This is a genomic window from Nocardia sp. NPDC051990, assembly GCF_040680755.1.
In the GTDB taxonomy this organism is placed as follows: Bacteria; Actinomycetota; Actinomycetes; order Mycobacteriales; family Mycobacteriaceae; genus Nocardia.
Map to the genome: position 1 here is coordinate 99,280 of NZ_JBFAXH010000019.1, position 14,394 is coordinate 113,673.

The 14,394-nt window shown below is 67.0% G+C and carries 12 protein-coding genes; 3 read left to right on the plus strand and 9 right to left on the minus strand.

Features of this window, described 5'->3' with window-relative positions; all coding sequences use genetic code 11:
• Positions 1 to 8: 8 nt before the first annotated feature.
• From AB0L63_RS27275 to AB0L63_RS27285, 3 genes are read right to left on the minus strand one after another with little or no spacing between them, the layout of a single operon-like run.
• Entirely contained in the window at positions 9 to 1,304 is a 1,296-nt protein-coding gene (locus AB0L63_RS27275; RefSeq protein ID WP_364506128.1) for a serine/threonine protein kinase, read from the minus strand.
• A 60-nt stretch (positions 1,305 to 1,364) separates the two neighbouring features.
• Positions 1,365 to 1,721 carry a hypothetical protein gene (locus AB0L63_RS27280; RefSeq protein WP_364506131.1) on the minus strand — a complete coding sequence of 119 codons (357 nt, stop codon included), beginning with the start codon at positions 1,719 to 1,721 and terminating at the stop codon, positions 1,365 to 1,367.
• 32 nt (positions 1,722 to 1,753) lie between these two features.
• Positions 1,754 to 1,891: a hypothetical protein gene (locus AB0L63_RS27285; protein ID WP_364506133.1), complete on the minus strand. Its 138-nt coding sequence runs from the start codon at positions 1,889 to 1,891 to the stop codon at positions 1,754 to 1,756.
• 462 nt (positions 1,892 to 2,353) lie between these two features.
• Here AB0L63_RS27285 and AB0L63_RS27290 point away from each other — a divergent pair, with 462 nt between their 5' ends.
• Positions 2,354 to 2,848 (plus strand): SRPBCC family protein, encoded by a 495-nt coding sequence (locus tag AB0L63_RS27290; protein ID WP_364506136.1) that lies wholly within the window; start codon positions 2,354 to 2,356, stop codon positions 2,846 to 2,848.
• An 894-nt stretch (positions 2,849 to 3,742) separates the two neighbouring features.
• On the opposite strand, the gene AB0L63_RS27295 is transcribed toward AB0L63_RS27290, so the two are convergent.
• Together AB0L63_RS27295 and AB0L63_RS27300 are read right to left on the minus strand one after the other, a co-directional pair.
• Complete coding sequence (locus AB0L63_RS27295) at positions 3,743 to 4,120, minus strand: DUF4267 domain-containing protein (protein WP_364506139.1); 378 nt, start codon at positions 4,118 to 4,120, stop codon at positions 3,743 to 3,745.
• A gap of 183 nt (positions 4,121 to 4,303) precedes the next feature.
• A complete protein-coding gene (locus tag AB0L63_RS27300) occupies positions 4,304 to 4,945 on the minus strand; it encodes a hemerythrin domain-containing protein (RefSeq protein WP_364506141.1) in 642 nt (213 codons plus the stop codon).
• A 119-nt stretch (positions 4,946 to 5,064) separates the two neighbouring features.
• On the opposite strand from AB0L63_RS27300, the gene AB0L63_RS27305 reads away from it, so the two are divergent.
• Positions 5,065 to 8,373 (plus strand): BTAD domain-containing putative transcriptional regulator, encoded by a 3,309-nt coding sequence (locus AB0L63_RS27305; protein ID WP_364506144.1) that lies wholly within the window; start codon positions 5,065 to 5,067, stop codon positions 8,371 to 8,373.
• A gap of 324 nt (positions 8,374 to 8,697) precedes the next feature.
• Here AB0L63_RS27305 and AB0L63_RS27310 read toward each other — a convergent pair whose 3' ends face one another.
• On the minus strand, positions 8,698 to 9,237 hold the full coding sequence (locus AB0L63_RS27310) for a GNAT family N-acetyltransferase (RefSeq protein ID WP_364506146.1): 540 nt from the start codon (positions 9,235 to 9,237) through the stop codon (positions 8,698 to 8,700).
• Between the two features lie 317 nt (positions 9,238 to 9,554).
• Here AB0L63_RS27310 and AB0L63_RS27315 point away from each other — a divergent pair, with 317 nt between their 5' ends.
• Positions 9,555 to 9,986, plus strand: coding sequence for a GNAT family N-acetyltransferase (locus AB0L63_RS27315; RefSeq protein WP_364506149.1), 432 nt, complete (start codon positions 9,555 to 9,557; stop codon positions 9,984 to 9,986).
• A gap of 702 nt (positions 9,987 to 10,688) precedes the next feature.
• On the opposite strand, the gene AB0L63_RS27320 is transcribed toward AB0L63_RS27315, so the two are convergent.
• The 3 genes from AB0L63_RS27320 to AB0L63_RS27330 form a co-directional block, all read right to left on the minus strand.
• The gene (locus AB0L63_RS27320) at positions 10,689 to 11,303 is read right to left on the minus strand and encodes a class I SAM-dependent methyltransferase (RefSeq protein WP_364506151.1); all 615 of its coding nucleotides are present in this window, start codon (positions 11,301 to 11,303) and stop codon (positions 10,689 to 10,691) included.
• Positions 11,304 to 12,013: 710 nt separating this feature from the next.
• Positions 12,014 to 12,283, minus strand: a complete 270-nt coding sequence (locus AB0L63_RS27325; protein ID WP_364506154.1) for a hypothetical protein — start codon at positions 12,281 to 12,283, stop codon at positions 12,014 to 12,016.
• An 84-nt stretch (positions 12,284 to 12,367) separates the two neighbouring features.
• Positions 12,368 to 13,564: a serine hydrolase domain-containing protein gene (locus AB0L63_RS27330; protein ID WP_364506157.1), complete on the minus strand. Its 1,197-nt coding sequence runs from the start codon at positions 13,562 to 13,564 to the stop codon at positions 12,368 to 12,370.
• Positions 13,565 to 14,394 lie beyond the last annotated feature (830 nt).

Sequence of the window (14,394 nt, forward strand, 5' to 3'; positions counted from 1 at the left end):
CACCGAGTTCATGGAGTGTCGATCAGCGGAACAGGCAGTGCCGCAACGACATCGGCCACGTCGAGGACCGGTGGGCGGTACCGGCCGTCGGCGAGGACGTCCGTCGGGCGGAGCAGCACATCGGTTCCGAAATCGGCTCTGGGCGTACCGAATACGGTCGAAACCTGGGGGTGGCTGGTGCCGGTGTCCGCAGCGAGGATGCCACGAAGCACTCCGGCGAACTGGCAGTACATCGCATAGATCGACGGAAATCGCCGCGCCGGATCGAGATCGGTCGCACGGAGCAGGCATCGATGGAAGGACGGATACTGCCGCAGCACCGGTGCTTCGTCGGGAGAGGGCAGGCCAGGCAGCCCGGCTCCGCTCGAGACGGCGGGCAGACGCAAAGCCAGTGCGGCGAGCGTGCGGCCGATGGAATAGATATCGGTGGCCACGGTCGGTCCGGTGTTGGTGAATTCGGGAGCCTGATACCCGAGGGTCCCGTACAGACTGCCGCCCGATCCCTGCGCGGCGACCGCTCCCAGATCGATCAGCCGTACCTCGCCGTCGCCGACCATGATGTTGTCCGGCTTCAGATCGTTGTATGCCAGGCCGAGGGAATGCAGGTAGTCCAACGCCGGCAGCACCTCCATGACGTAGGCCATCGCTTCGGCGGCCGTCATCCGCTCCGGCTCCAGACTGTCCAGCATCGCCCGCAGCGATCGGCCACCGATGTATTCCATGACCAGGTACCCGCTCGAAATACCGTCGGACGACCGGTGTTTCACGAAGTTATGGATCTCGACGATGGCCGGATGCGCCAACTCGGACAGAAATTGCCGTTCCGCCAAAGCCACGATGTGGGCCTCGAGGTCGTCCGGATTCTGCAGTCCTTTCAGTACCACCCATCGATTGCTGACGTACTGGTCGCGGGCCAGGAATATCCACCCCATGCCGCCGTAGGCGAGGCACCCGGACACCTCGTATTGACCGGCGACGACGGTTCCGGGTTCGAGCGGTGGACGGAAGTTGAAAGGCGCTCCACACGAACAGTTCCCGGTCGGGTCGGCGTTATCGGCGCGGCCGACCGGCTCGCGACATTTCCAGCAAAACCGCTTGCCGGGTGGAACCTCGGGTTCCACTAGTACCGCGGCGGCCGGATCCGTCCGCGGTGCCGGCGACAGCGGTACCAGCGTGCTCCCGAGGTGCTCGCCGATGGCCCGGAATTGCCTGGCCCGGGTCGGTCCGTTTCCGATCGATGGCGCGGCGACGTTCTCGTCGGATTCACCGAACAGTGCGGTGGCGATTACGGTGCCCTGGATCATGAGAACCCCTTCGGCAGAAGTTATTTCACGGAGCCACGGCGCGATGGCGGTCGGATTCGATCAGGCACTGGCGCTGTTGGGACGTGGTCTCGGACTCGGTGGTGGGACGACAGGCTGGTAACCGGCCGGACGCGGCACCGCGGGCAGGCTGGAGAACCGCCGTCGCAGGTTGCCGAGCTGCCGGTAGACCTCGCGCAACTCCTCGTGCAGCGCACGCAGCTCCTCGTGCAACTGCTGCGCCTCCTCGACCAGCATGGCCTGGAAGAGCCGCGCCTGATCGAGTTGAGCACGTTCGACGCGCGACCGCAGCAGCACCTCCTCGGCCGACGGTCGCGATGTCGACCGCCGCAGCGGCATGCGGGCCGACCGAGTCCGGGCGGGCATGCGGTTGCGGTAGCCGTTGTCAAAGTCTCGCAAGGCAACTCCAGCGTCTCGATGAACCAGGGCGGTTACCGGCTCAGCGCCCGCAAGCCGGCCAACCGGTGCGGTGCGCGGATCGAATCGATCTGCTCCCGGCTCAGTAGGCCCTCTTCGACGACCAGCTCCGCGACATAGCGGCGGGTCGACAAGGCCTCCTTCGTACTCATCGTTCCCGCTCGGGACGATGCGCATTCGACGTGCGCACTGCCGGGACGACCGCGCATCGCGGCTCCGCACTCCGCCCACCACTGAACTGTCATCTCAGACACCGCCTTGCGGTCGTTTTGCAGTAATTACCGATACTGCGACGGGGTGATACCACCGCGAAAATGCATGCAATGCCAATGACGGTGATCCGTTCTACTGTCATGTTGTCATTGCTTCCGTCAGAGACCGTCGAGCTGCAGTTTCGCTCCAATATCGGTTGCCAACAATAACAATGCAATCTTTCCGACAGTAGGTGAGCGGATAATCCTTTCGTCATTTTTTCGACAATCGTCGCTGAGACCTTGGGTCCTATTCGTAAGTCCGAGCGAGCAGGATTGCTGGTGTGCTGCTGCAAGGTATGTCCGTGCCAGTCCCTCATCTCCGACCCGCTCGAACAGGTACGAATCGGCAGAATGGCGTGCATGAACTACGTGCCCGTGACCGTGGAGTCGCGCTGCCAGACCGCTCCCGCCACCGCTTTCGAAGTGATCGTGCCCATTGATCTCTCGCTCATCTTCACTGGTATGGGTCCGCTGCCCGCTGTGAAGGGCGTCCTGGACCAGGAGGGGCCGTGGGATGCGGTCGGCCGCACCCGCTCACCCCAGCTGTCGGACGGGTCGACCGCGACCGAGCGGCTGGTTGAGTACACCCCGCCACACAGCTTCGCTTACGAGATCGCGGACTTTACTGGGCCGTTGCGGCTGCTCGTCGATCACGTGCGCGGCGAGTGGACCTTCACGCCGGACGGATCGAATTGCCTTGTCCGGTGGACGTATTCGTTCTTTCCGCGGCCAGGACTTCGACCGGTGGTCCGGGCAGTGGCCGTACCGCTGTGGCGGCGCTACGCGAAAGCGACGCTGGCCCGAGCAATCGAGCAGGTAGAAAGGGCTGGCGGCGGCACGCCGTCGCCGACGTAGCCAACCGCGCGGATCCGTCGGGGATGAGACCCAGGACCTCGAGGTGGTTTGCTGATCGGCTGCCGCGGTCCTTGTGACGGCCGTGACCTGAGTGGCATGCCACGTGTCGCCTTGAAATGGCAACGGCATCAACGCATCTCGCTTCAGAAGACCAATTCATCGAGCGGGTATGAGAAAGCCGTTGTGGTACGAGGCTATGACAGGGTCGACCGGTGAGCAACTGACCGAGCTCACCGCGCGGGTGCATACAGTCCTCCGGGCCCGGTCGGGTCTGGGTCGTCCGTGGGCGTTGGGCCTGTTCAGGTCGCCGCCCCCGGCGACGGGAAGCTGCTTGCGGTCGACTCGATCCCGGTGCCGGGCAGCCGCCACGACGCCATCGCCTTCCAACAGGTGGTGAAACACCAGACCCGAAGGTCACACCCAGATCGAACGACTGAAAGCCGAGATCGAGGCTCAGAAGCCGTCTGGCACAGGCAGATTCGAAAACTATCGCCAACTCCTGAAGACTGGATCTGGCACACATTCCGTGACGCGACCCGTGGGATCGCTCACTCACTCAACAGGATTCGCGTCCACATCAGATCACATTCTGCGCTGTTGGTCGGCCGATCAGGTGGACCTGGTGGCGGCATCGGCCCCGAGAGAGTGCCGCTGTCAGTTCCACGTGATCACTTGTCCAGTAGTGCATCTCGGGCGGACCGCAGCGGCCGACGAGCACGGAATGTGTGCCAGAGCCTGAAGACTGACCCCGCAGCGAATTCCGAACCTTGACCCCTTGTCGGGGTCGACGCTTGGGGGGTGATCGCCATCGAGGACTGGGCAGAGATCCGTCGGTTGCATGGGGCGGAGGGCGTGCCGATCAAGTTGAATCGTGCGTGCTCATGCGACCGGGTCTCAGGCGGTCAGCAGCAACACTGCGGCTGTCAGTACGACGGCTGCGCTGGCAGCGTGGATGCCGTAGGCGGCCGACTTGGGCCCCTTGTTACGGAGCACGATCGCCGCGTCCCCGATCGGGATGAGGGTGAGGGTGAGCATGAGCCCGCCGAGCAGTGCTGGTGTGCCAGCGGCGAGCAGGACGAATATGGACACCCCTGAGGCGATGTCACGGACGCCCTTGACCCCCAGCCAGGCGTGGAAGGCAGGATCCTGGATGGGGCTGTGCGGGATACCGAAGCCGACCGCACCCTGCGGCACCCAGAAGGAACTCGTGCCCATGAAGACGACTGCGATGGCGATGACAGCAGCAAGGAAGCCGCCGATGATTGACTGCATAATGAATTCCTTTGTTCGATCGGCATTTCCAGCCGAGACTGCGGCCGCCGTCGACAGCGAGGCAAGGCGCCTGAGATCTGAGTGACGTTCGTGTTGTGCGCCGGGCTGATGTGTAGGCGATCACGGCGTTGGTGGCCAAGGTCGGGTACCACGCCGTGGTCGACCTCGTGCGGGTGGGCAGGATCAGGCCGCGCGGACGCGGCGGATGTGGCGGGCGTAGCGGGGGCGGCCGATGAGGTGCCAGATGCCGCGGACCGGCGCGGGCAAGCCGGACAGGAGAAGAGCACGCTCGGTCGGGTTCGCGTCCTCGAGGACGACGCCGAAGAGTGTGAGCAGGGTGAGCTTGGGCGTGTTCGCCACCAGGTGCTCGCCCAGCGAGGCCCATTCCGCTTCGGTGATGTAGTCGGCGGCGAGCGGCAGCAGCGTGGCCTCCTCGTCGTCGAGGTGTTCCAGCAGGACTGCCCGGTGGTCGGTCAGCGCGGCCACCAGCGTGTCGCGCTCGTCGGCTCCCGCCGTGGCCTCCCACGCCGGGACGGCGGCGTCCAGCCTGGTCAGGGTGGCAGCGACGCGTTCGTGCTGCTCCTCCATCCGCAGGATGATGTCGGTGCCCAGGTCGACGCGGGCCAGCAGCGGCGGCCACAGCAGCTCGTCCTCGCCCTCGTGGTGGTTCTTCAGACCCAGCCGGTAGATGCGGAAGTGGTGGGCGATCACCTTGGCGCGGGCGGTGTCGCCCGGCGCGACCGCCGCCATGAGCTCGATCAGCAGCCGCGACTCGCGGCGGAGCCCGCGGTGGACGATCTCCATGTCTTGGGTGTCGACGCTCATCTGTTGCTTCCCTTCGTGTTTCATCCGTTCGATGTACCGAGATTGCGCCCGGGGTTTTGGAGAGCACTTGGAGGCGACTTGGAACACCGGCTGCGGCCGCGCGTACCATCGGCCGGGTCATGGTGATGGTCCGGGTTTTGGGTTCGTTCGCGGCCGAGGCCGGCGGCGAGCCCATTCCGCTCGGCGGACCGCGACAGCGCGGGGTGCTGGCCCTGCTGGTAGCTTCGCGCGGGCAGGTCGTGTCGGTCGATCGCCTGGTCGAGGGCCTGTGGCGGGGCGAACCGCCGGGCCGCGCTCTCGCGTCGTTGCAGGCGTACGTGTCCAACCTGCGCCGGCTGCTGGAACCCGGTCGCGCACCGCGCACCCCGGCCCGGCTGCTGGTCAGCGCACCACCCGGCTACACGCTGCGGCTGCCGCCGGAAGCGGTGGACGCGTGGCGCTTCGAGCAGTTGCTCGACGAGGCCCGTTCGCTCGCCGATCCCCGCGCCGCCCGCGCCCGGCTGGGTGCGGCGCTGGCGCTGTGGCAGGGACCGGCGTTCGCCGAGTTCGCCGACGAGCCGTGGGCGGCTGCCGAGATCGCGCGGCTCGACGAGTTGCGGGTGGTCGCCCGTGAACTGCGCATCGCGGCGGGACTGCGGCTCGGCGACTCCGCCGCGGTGGTCCCCGAGGCGGAGGGACTCACCCGTGACGAGCCGCTGCGCGAGGAAGGCTGGCGCATGCTCGCCCTCGCGCTGTGGCGCAGTGGCCGCCAAGCCGACTCTCTGGCCGCGCTCCGCCGCGCTCGCACCACACTCGCCGACGAGCTGGGGCTCGACCCAGGCCCGGACCTGGTGGAATTGGAAGACGCGATCCTCGCCCAGCGCACGGACATCCTTCGCGCCGCCGTTCCGCCGGAACAGACGCAGGCCATCGCGGAACCGCCTGGGGCGCAGTCGAACTCGATAGCGTCACAGCGCCGGCCCATCGAACCGCCGAACAACGGGTCCGGTGCCGGCACATTCGTGGGCCGTGCGAGTGAGCTCGCGGCGCTGGTGGTGGCCGCCGAAGAGGCCGTCGCCGATGGGGTGCGTGTCGCGCTCGTCACCGGGGAGACCGGGCTCGGCAAGTCGACGCTGCTCGAGCACCTCGCCGCGCGGCTCGAACAGGACGGGTGGCTCGTGGCCGCCGGGCGCTGTCCCGAGCTGGACGGCGCGCCGCCCGCGTGGGCATGGGTCGAGGCCTTGCGGGCCGTGGCGGCGAGTTGCCCGCCGGGCGAGCCGGCCGACGATCTGGCGCCGCTGCTCTGCGATTCCGCGCCGGGTGCCGGCGACGCGGCGGCCGGGCGGTTCCGGCTGCGCCGGGCCCTGTGGCACTGGCTCACCGCCGCCGCCGCCGAGCGGCCGGTCGCGATGGTCCTCGATGATCTGCACTGGGCGGACGGCACGACACTGGAACTGCTCGGCGCGGGCGTCGGTGTGCGGGCCCCGATCCTGATCGTCGCGGCGTATCGCGGAGACGAGAGCGAGCGACTCACCGACACCCTCGGGTCCCTCGCCCGCACCGCGCCGCTGCGGCTGGACCTGCCCGGACTGCCCGTCGACGCCGTTGCCGAGCTCGTGCGCGCCGAGTGCGCGGCCGACGACACGACCGTGGCCGGGATCGCCGAGCGGACCGGCGGCAACCCCTTCTACGTGCGGGAGAGCGCGCGGCTGCTCAACGGGGAGGGCGCGCTGGTCGCGCTCTCCGAGGTCCCCGACGGTGTCCGGGATGTGCTGCGGCGCAGGCTCGCCCGGCTCCCCGAGAGCGCTGTGTCCGTCCTACGGCTGGCGGCGGTCGCCGGCCCGGAGAGCTCGGTGGACGTGCTCGTCCGGGCCGCCGACACCGACGAGGACAGCGTGCTTGACGCGCTGGACGCGGGCGTCATCGCCGGATTGCTCGACGAGCCCGGGCCCGGGCGCGTCCGGTTCGTTCACACGCTGGTCAGGGACACGCTGGTGACCGATGTCAGCCGGGTGCGGACCACCAGGATGCACGCCCGGATCGCCGCAGCCCTGCAGGGCACTGGTGACGTCGCGGCCCTCGCCCATCACTATGCGCGAGCCGGTTCACCGAAGGCCGTCGGCTACTGCGTGCGGGCCGCCGAGCTGGCCGAGGCGCGCTATGCCCACGACGTGGCGGCCGCGCTCCTCACCGACGCCGTCACCAACTCCAGCGACCCGGACGAGCGCGTCGACCTGCTCGGCAGGCTGCTGCGCGCGCAGGTCCGGGCCGGGGCCTTCGCTGCGGCCAGGGACACGCGCGAGCAGGCCGCGGAGTACGCCGAGTCGATCGGGCGCGACGACCTGATGATCGCCGCGTTCACCGCCTGGACCGAGCCCACACCCTGGCAGGCCCGCAGGTACGGCACGGTCGACCGTCCCATCGTCGACCGCCTCAGCCGCCTGCTCCGGCGGACCAGCCTGGCCCCCGACGTTCGGTCCCACCTCCTCATCGCGTACGCCCACGAGCTGGTGGGCGAGGACGATCCGACGGTCATGGCGGCGGCGCGGGAAGCGCTCGACCTCGCCACCGATCCCCGCCTCCGGGCGGCGGCGCTGCTGCTCCTCGCCCGCGACTCCGGGCGGGAGAAGTACTCCCGCGAGCTGGTGGAGATCGGCGTCGAGCACGACCTGCCCGTCTACCGCGTGACCGGGCTGCTCAGCCAGGCCGCGAACGCCGCCGCGGCCAACGACCCGGCGACCATGCGCCGCGTGACCGGGGAGGCGCTCGACCTCGCCCGCGCCTACCGGATGCCGGAGGCTACCGGCGCCGCCGAGATCGCGCTGACGACGCTGGTGCTCATCGAGGGCCGGTTCGCCGACGCCGAGCGCCGCTACGCCGAGGCCACCGAACTCATGGAACGCGCCGGATCGGTGCACGCCGCGGGCTTCCTCCGCCTCGCGCTGGCGGCGATCTGGCTCAACGATGGCACGCTCGGCGACCACCTGGACGACGTGCGCGCTCTCCACACGACGCTCGGCCCGATGGTCGCCGACCTGCTCACGCTCGCCCTGCACGCCGCCGGCCACAGCGATGAGGCACGCCGGGCCCGCACGTCACCGAGCCCGATCCGGCCCGACTTCTTCTTCACCTTCCTGACGAGCCTGCGCGCGATGGCGCTCGTCGCCGTCAACGACCGCGACGCTGCCGAGCAGATCTACACGGACCTGCTGCCGTACCGTGACGGTCCCCCGGCGGGCGCGGAGAGCCTGTCGCTGGCCCTGCGTCCGGTCGCCCACACGCTCGGCGAACTCGCCCGCCTCCTCGGCCGCGACGACGAGGCCGCCGCCCACTTCGCCCGGGCCGCCGTCATTGCCGACCAGTGGAGCGCGCCCCACTGGTCCGCCGACGCCCGAACACACGCCGATCGTGCTCTCGGCGTCCATGTTTCGCCCCCGCAGCCACGCTGAACGCAAGATCGGCGTTGGGGTGCCTCCGTTGTCGGATAGAGCATCGAACCACCTAGACCTGAGCCCGCACTTCGTCACGGCCTTGGACTTGGCCCGTGGATTCCTCGACCGACCCGAATCCGGTGAAGTTCGCCGCCACCACCTAAGCCCGCGCGACGGTCGCTACGACGGCCGCGACCGCGGCGCGTGGCACATCGTCTGCACATCGGCGATCGGAGTGATCCTCTGTGCTGCTTCGGTCTCGGAGACGGTGACCTCGGACAGGCCGAGATGGCGGATCTCGGCCATGGTTGCGCAGGTCGTCGGGGTATCCCGAGGTTTGGCCTAAAGCTTGTCTGCGGCAACCTCATAGATGATCTCCGGTCCATCCTCCTCGTCCACGTGCTCGCCGACCTCGATGAAGCCGTACTGCGACGCCAGTCGATATGAGGCCAGGTTGGTGGGGCTGATGCTGACCCGAACCGTCCGTATCTGTGGCTCGCGGGCGGCGCGCCGCAGCAGAACCTCCAAGGCAGCTCGGGCATAACCCTGCCGTCGGTGCCTTGCCTCGACGGCATAGCCGATCTCCACCATTCCCGATTGGCCGGGAGGCGCGTGGTAACCGGCCATGCCGACGGCAAGGTGTCGTCGCTCGTCCCAAATGGCGCCGGTAATCCAGGCTGCGCTGGCCGGGTCTTCCTCGGCCTGTCGGCTGCGTAACTGCCACAGCCCGCACCACTCTGCGTCGGCGAAAGCGGCCGGAAGCGGTACCGGGCTGACAACATTGGCCGCAGCCAGGTCGCCCTGGGCGAGTGCCGCAAATGTTGGGCCATTCAGGTGCACGATGCGGATAGCTGGAGTCTCGCCGACTCTGTATCGAGGCATGGCTCGAATTTCCCCCGCTTCCCGGGCGTGCCGCATCCGGATTAGCTGTCCGCGGCCTCGAGCACCACAGGCAACTGGTCATCGACCTGCGCGACCGCGTCGATGAACTCGCCCGCGAGGCCAACCGCAGCCTCATGGGGCATCGACGAACAGGGCTTCCTTCGGCGGCTCGATCTGCACCTGATGCGGTGGGCCTGCCGGAAATACAAGCGGCTCAAACGCCGTGAGTGCCGTGCGATGATGACCCACCTGGCTCATGACGCCCGGTGCTACCAGGCTATTGGTTCCGTTCCCGGCGACGCCGTTAGCATCTGAAGGTGATCGCGCGCGTTGCAGACGGATACGAGATCGATGTCAACATCGACCGGATCGACGTGGACCGAGTCCACCACTGGCTGTCCACCGATGCGTACTGGGCGCGAGGGCGGGAACGGCACATTGTCGAGCGATCCATCCGTGCATCGCTGAATTTCGGTGTGTACGACGGCAACAACGACCAGGTTGCCTACGCTCGCGTCGTCACCGACCTTGCCACCTTCGCCTGGCTCTGCGACGTCTACGTCGACCGAGGCCATCGCGGCATCGGGCTCGGTCATCGACTTGTCGCTGCGGTCCGTGAGCACCTGGCGCCTTACCAGCTCGAGCGGATGTTGTTGGTGACGGCCGATGCACACAGTCTGTACGCCGAGTTCGGTTTCGTTCCTCTTGCGGAACCGCAGAATTGGATGGCTCTTGACGCGCAGGGATAGCCCGGACGCCGGTCATTGATCTCAGCGGCCACGTTCCGAGGAGCGCACGTTTTCGTATTGCAGGTCCCAATGCAACAGCCGCGCGCCGGATTCGCCGATGACCTCGCGCACTGCACCCCACTGCTCGAGCAGTGCACGCTCCGCCCGGGGGACAGGAAGCGCTGGACGTCTGCTTCGGGGAGACACAGTGAATCCGAGCGTGGCCGTGTGAAGCTGTGCAGTGCCTGGTCGATGAGGGGCCGGGAAGCTGGCTCCGAGTCCGCGACCGCTTGTGCGGCAACCCGTTTAGCGAACCATTGATTGGTTCGGCCTCACCGATAACGCTTCCGAGAGATCCGCCACCATCTGCACCGCGATATCACTGAGGCGCCGCATTCCCTCAGGAAACACGGTGGAGCGGCAAGCATTGAGAACTCGGTTCACCGGCAACGTTGCGCAAGGCCGTCTCGATGCAGCCAGGTCCGCAATTCAGTCCTGATAGCACACCGGCGACCGTACGCAACGACACGAGATCACAACCTGTAAGCCACACACCAGAGTTCCCGCCTGACCGCTGACCATCACTCAGCCGCGATAGGTCGCCACCCACGCGCGGGCATTCGAAATCCTCGCCCAACAGTCCGTGACCGGCCAGGCTGCACGCGCCTCATAACAGCTGCTCTCGAGCGACGGGCCGCGGACATCCGACGCCGGCCGCGGGCTTCAATCTGCGCGCGAGAACACCGCCACCAGAAAATCGGACTCGTCGGTAAATGGACGTAGATCCCACGTCGATAGCCGCAAATCCACCGTGAGTCCGGCGTCCTCGGCGTCTGCCAGGAACTGCGCGAACTCGTAACCACGACCAGCACCGAACCCTACAACCACCCGACCGGCTGGGGCGAGATGGCGGGCGAACCCAGCCAGCACCGCCTCCCGGGTGGACGGCGCCAGAAATGTCATCACGTTCCCCGCACACACGATGACATCGAAGTCGCCAGCGATCCCACGGCCCGGCAAGTCCAGTTCGGCGAGATCACCGACTATCCAGGTGGGACCGGGATAGTCCTGCTCCGCCGCAGCGATCAACACCGGGTCGACGTCGACGCCGACCACGACGTGACCAGCTCGGTGCAAGTAGGCACCCACACGCCCCGGTCCGCACCCCGCATCCAGGACTCGGCCACTGCGGTCGAGCATCGCGTCGATCAGCCGCGCCTCCCCGACGATATCCGTGCCTTCGGCCGCCATTGCCCGGAACCGCTCCACGTACCACGTCGAATGCGCAGGATCAGCAGCAGTGAGCTCTTCCCACTGGCTGGGGGTACGTCCGCTCATGGTCTGTTCCTCTTCACTCGGGCTTGCCTCTGGTTCACTGTGCCACCGCCGCGCCGACAGTGAGCGCGCGGCCTGATGGTGCCCGCCGCCGGTGCAGCCTGCCAATCGACACCGCACTTCAGGCGGATACGACGCAAGAATTCGCACATGTATACCTCACCGACCACCCGGGTTCTCAACCAGAGCACGCCATAGCTACCCGCTCTGCAGGCTGTTTCAGCCGCGGCAGGTCTCGCCCGCAGATGTATGCCAGGCGAATCAGTTTCGACTCTGCGGGTGGAAAGTCATTCGACCGATGCTCTTTCCAGCAATGAGTCGTTTGGAAAGTTCGCCGTACAGCGATCACCTTCACCAACAGCTGCCCCGGGCCTGCGGTCAGCCTCGCCACCTCCGCTAGACGGAGGACATCACCTGGCTCCCCCACGTCGTTTACTCGCCATGCCTTCACGATATTTCGTCCATCCAGGAAAGTTGTTGCGCGGCAGAGTCGTTCGACCAACCTCCGGATGCCCGTGTCGCCGGCCACTTGCGTGGCGTGGCGGACGAGCGCATCGGTCTGTTCCACGGTGGGCATCCCGAGCGAGAACCACTCGGGCTGAAGACAACTCGACGCCCCTCGGCAACCGAGCACGTAGGCGCGCCACCGGCGATCTACCAATCGGCAGCCGTGTGCCGCGCCTGCTGCTTGCCACGTGATTTCCGGAGGCAGGTCAGTGGGAGGGCGAATATTCGGATTCGAACTCAGCCTTGCGGCGGGCGAGGTAGGCGGGCCAGTCGGCCCTTGCCGCGATCACATCGTCGATGGATAGTTTGATGACCGCGCAGTGGCTCAGAGAACAGGCTCGCGGGGAGGTGGCGTCGATCAGGGAGATGCCGCCGATCTCATCGCCATCGTTGATGTAGGTACACAGCACAGGGTGAAAGTGACAGTCCTCGTAAATGTCTCCCGGGCGTATCTCACCTGGCCGGTCCGTGGTCATGGTGCAAGTATGCCGCTCCCACGCGGGTAGCACGCACCGCGGCAACCGAATCCGCCAACGACCCCACGCAGCCCGCGAACATACTCATCCGAGGCAGGACCGGACGGCCTCGGCCAGGCTCGCCGCACGCGGGTCGTCGGGCCGGAGGTCCCAGAGATTGGTGACGTAGCCGAAGCCGACGCCGGCATCCGGGTCCGCGAAGCCGATCGATCCGCCGGAGCCCGGGTGGCCGAACGATCCCGGCCCGGCCATCGGCAGCATCGGGCAGGCTCGCCAGAATCCGAGCGACATGTAGAAGGAGCGGTTGGCCGGGATGTTCAGCTCCGGCGGCAGCCCATGCATCCGCGTTCTGTCGGTCTGGACGGCTGCCGCCCTCGCGACAGTTGACGGATCGAGCAACCGCACGCCATCGACCTCGCTCACCGTGGCGGCATACATCCGTGCCACCGATGCCGCATCGGCGATCCCGTTCGCGGCCGGGAACTCGGCCGCGCGCCAGGCACGCGTGGTGTAGTACGCGGTCGCGGGGTCGGCCATGTTGTCCAAGGCTCCGCCGAGCGAGCCCGCGCGGATCGCGGGCGAGTCCGGACCCCACCCGGCCTCGAACCATGCGGTGACCGTGTCTGCGTCGAGCCCGGTCGCCTTGATCATCCCGGCGGTCAACTGCTCCAGGCTGAACGGAGCCGCGTACTCGATCCGGGCCACCCGGTCCTCTTCTTGCTCGGGCAACCCGATCCAGGCGCTCAGTCCGAGCGGGGCAGCCACTTCGTCGGCGAAGAACGTGCCGAGCGACTTGCCGGAGATCCGGCGCACGACCTCCCCTACCAGATGACCGAACGTGACGCCGTGGTACAGGTGCTCCGTGCCCGGCTCCCACAGCGGCTGCTGTGCCTCGAGCGCGCGGATGACCGGTTCCCAGGCGCACGCCTGCTCGAACGTCAGCGGTCCGTCGACGATGGGCAGACCGGCCTGGTGGGACAGCAACCAGCGCACCGGGATTCGCTCCTTGCCGGCAGCGCCGAACTCCGGCCAGTACTGGACCACCGGGGCGTCCAGATCCAGCTGACCGCGCTGTGCCAGCATGTGGGCACAGATGGCGGTAGCGCCTTTCGTCGTGGAAGCGACCCGGACGACGGTGTCTTCGCCCCACGGTCGGTTCGCCTGGCGATCAGCGAGGCCGTCCCACAGGTCGACGACACGGCGCCCGCCCACGTAGACGCAGCACGCCGCCCCCACCTCGCCGGGTTCTCCCTCGAAGTTCGCGCGGAACGCGTCGGCCACCCTTCCCCAGCCTTCTTCGACACCGCTACTACGACCGCTCCCGGAATTGCTGCCGGTCCAGGTCGAGTTGTTCGAGTCGGTGTTGGCCCTGCGTTGAGCGTGCATGTGATTGCCCTTCCGTTTTATCAGCTAGCAGACGTATACTTATACGTAGATGTATACGTATATCGTGAGGTGTGCGCGACCTCCAGGAGTTACGAGTCGCAATCATCCCGTGGCAGGCAACGCGCTCACCGGATTTTTAGCTTTCCTATCGTGTATCAGGTTGTGACACAACATGATTCGACCGGTGGTCGAGCAGATCTCAGCTGGGCGGTATGCGGCCGAACTCCCCCTCGTACCGAGCGGACACCAGAGCGCCGAGATTTACCTAAGGTGGCCATCGAGGCCGTGCTCGACGCGGGAGAGATAGTCGAGCAGGTTCCCGATTTCAACCGGCGGCATAGATTTCGACACGCTGAACGCGGGATCACTCTCTTGTGGGCAGGCATTCGGGCTTGCGGCCCAGCCGCGCAACGATTGTGGATCAACACCTCGGCCGCTTTGCGCGACATCTTCGATGTACCCCAACAACCTGATCGAGAGCCGGACCGTCAACGCTGAATTCCGCAAAACCACTGGCGAGAACCGCGGAGCGGCGCCGACGGTGCGCTGTACGTCCGTGGGCGGTCGCGGCACCAAGCGGCGCGGTGCGAGGACACGGTGAGGCGGTGGTCACCGCTGTGACCTCCAACCGCTATCGGGTCACTTCGACGTTCACCGCCTACCTCGGACCCGGGCGCACGGTGACAAAGAAGATCGACTCAACGATAGAAACCCCGCTCGAGTGC

Coding starts and splice junctions, on each gene's coding strand:
- AB0L63_RS27305 (WP_364506144.1), top strand. CDS start 5,065: ATGGTGATGGTCCGGGTTTTGGGTTCGTTCGCGGCCGAGGCCGGCGGC.
- AB0L63_RS27290 (WP_364506136.1), top strand. CDS start 2,354: ATGAACTACGTGCCCGTGACCGTGGAGTCGCGCTGCCAGACCGCTCCC.
- AB0L63_RS27310 (WP_364506146.1), bottom strand. CDS start 9,237: ATGCCTCGATACAGAGTCGGCGAGACTCCAGCTATCCGCATCGTGCAC.
- AB0L63_RS27295 (WP_364506139.1), bottom strand. CDS start 4,120: ATGCAGTCAATCATCGGCGGCTTCCTTGCTGCTGTCATCGCCATCGCA.
- AB0L63_RS27275 (WP_364506128.1), bottom strand. CDS start 1,304: ATGATCCAGGGCACCGTAATCGCCACCGCACTGTTCGGTGAATCCGAC.
- AB0L63_RS27285 (WP_364506133.1), bottom strand. CDS start 1,891: ATGAGTACGAAGGAGGCCTTGTCGACCCGCCGCTATGTCGCGGAGCTG.
- AB0L63_RS27300 (WP_364506141.1), bottom strand. CDS start 4,945: ATGAGCGTCGACACCCAAGACATGGAGATCGTCCACCGCGGGCTCCGC.
- AB0L63_RS27325 (WP_364506154.1), bottom strand. CDS start 12,283: ATGACCACGGACCGGCCAGGTGAGATACGCCCGGGAGACATTTACGAG.
- AB0L63_RS27320 (WP_364506151.1), bottom strand. CDS start 11,303: ATGAGCGGACGTACCCCCAGCCAGTGGGAAGAGCTCACTGCTGCTGAT.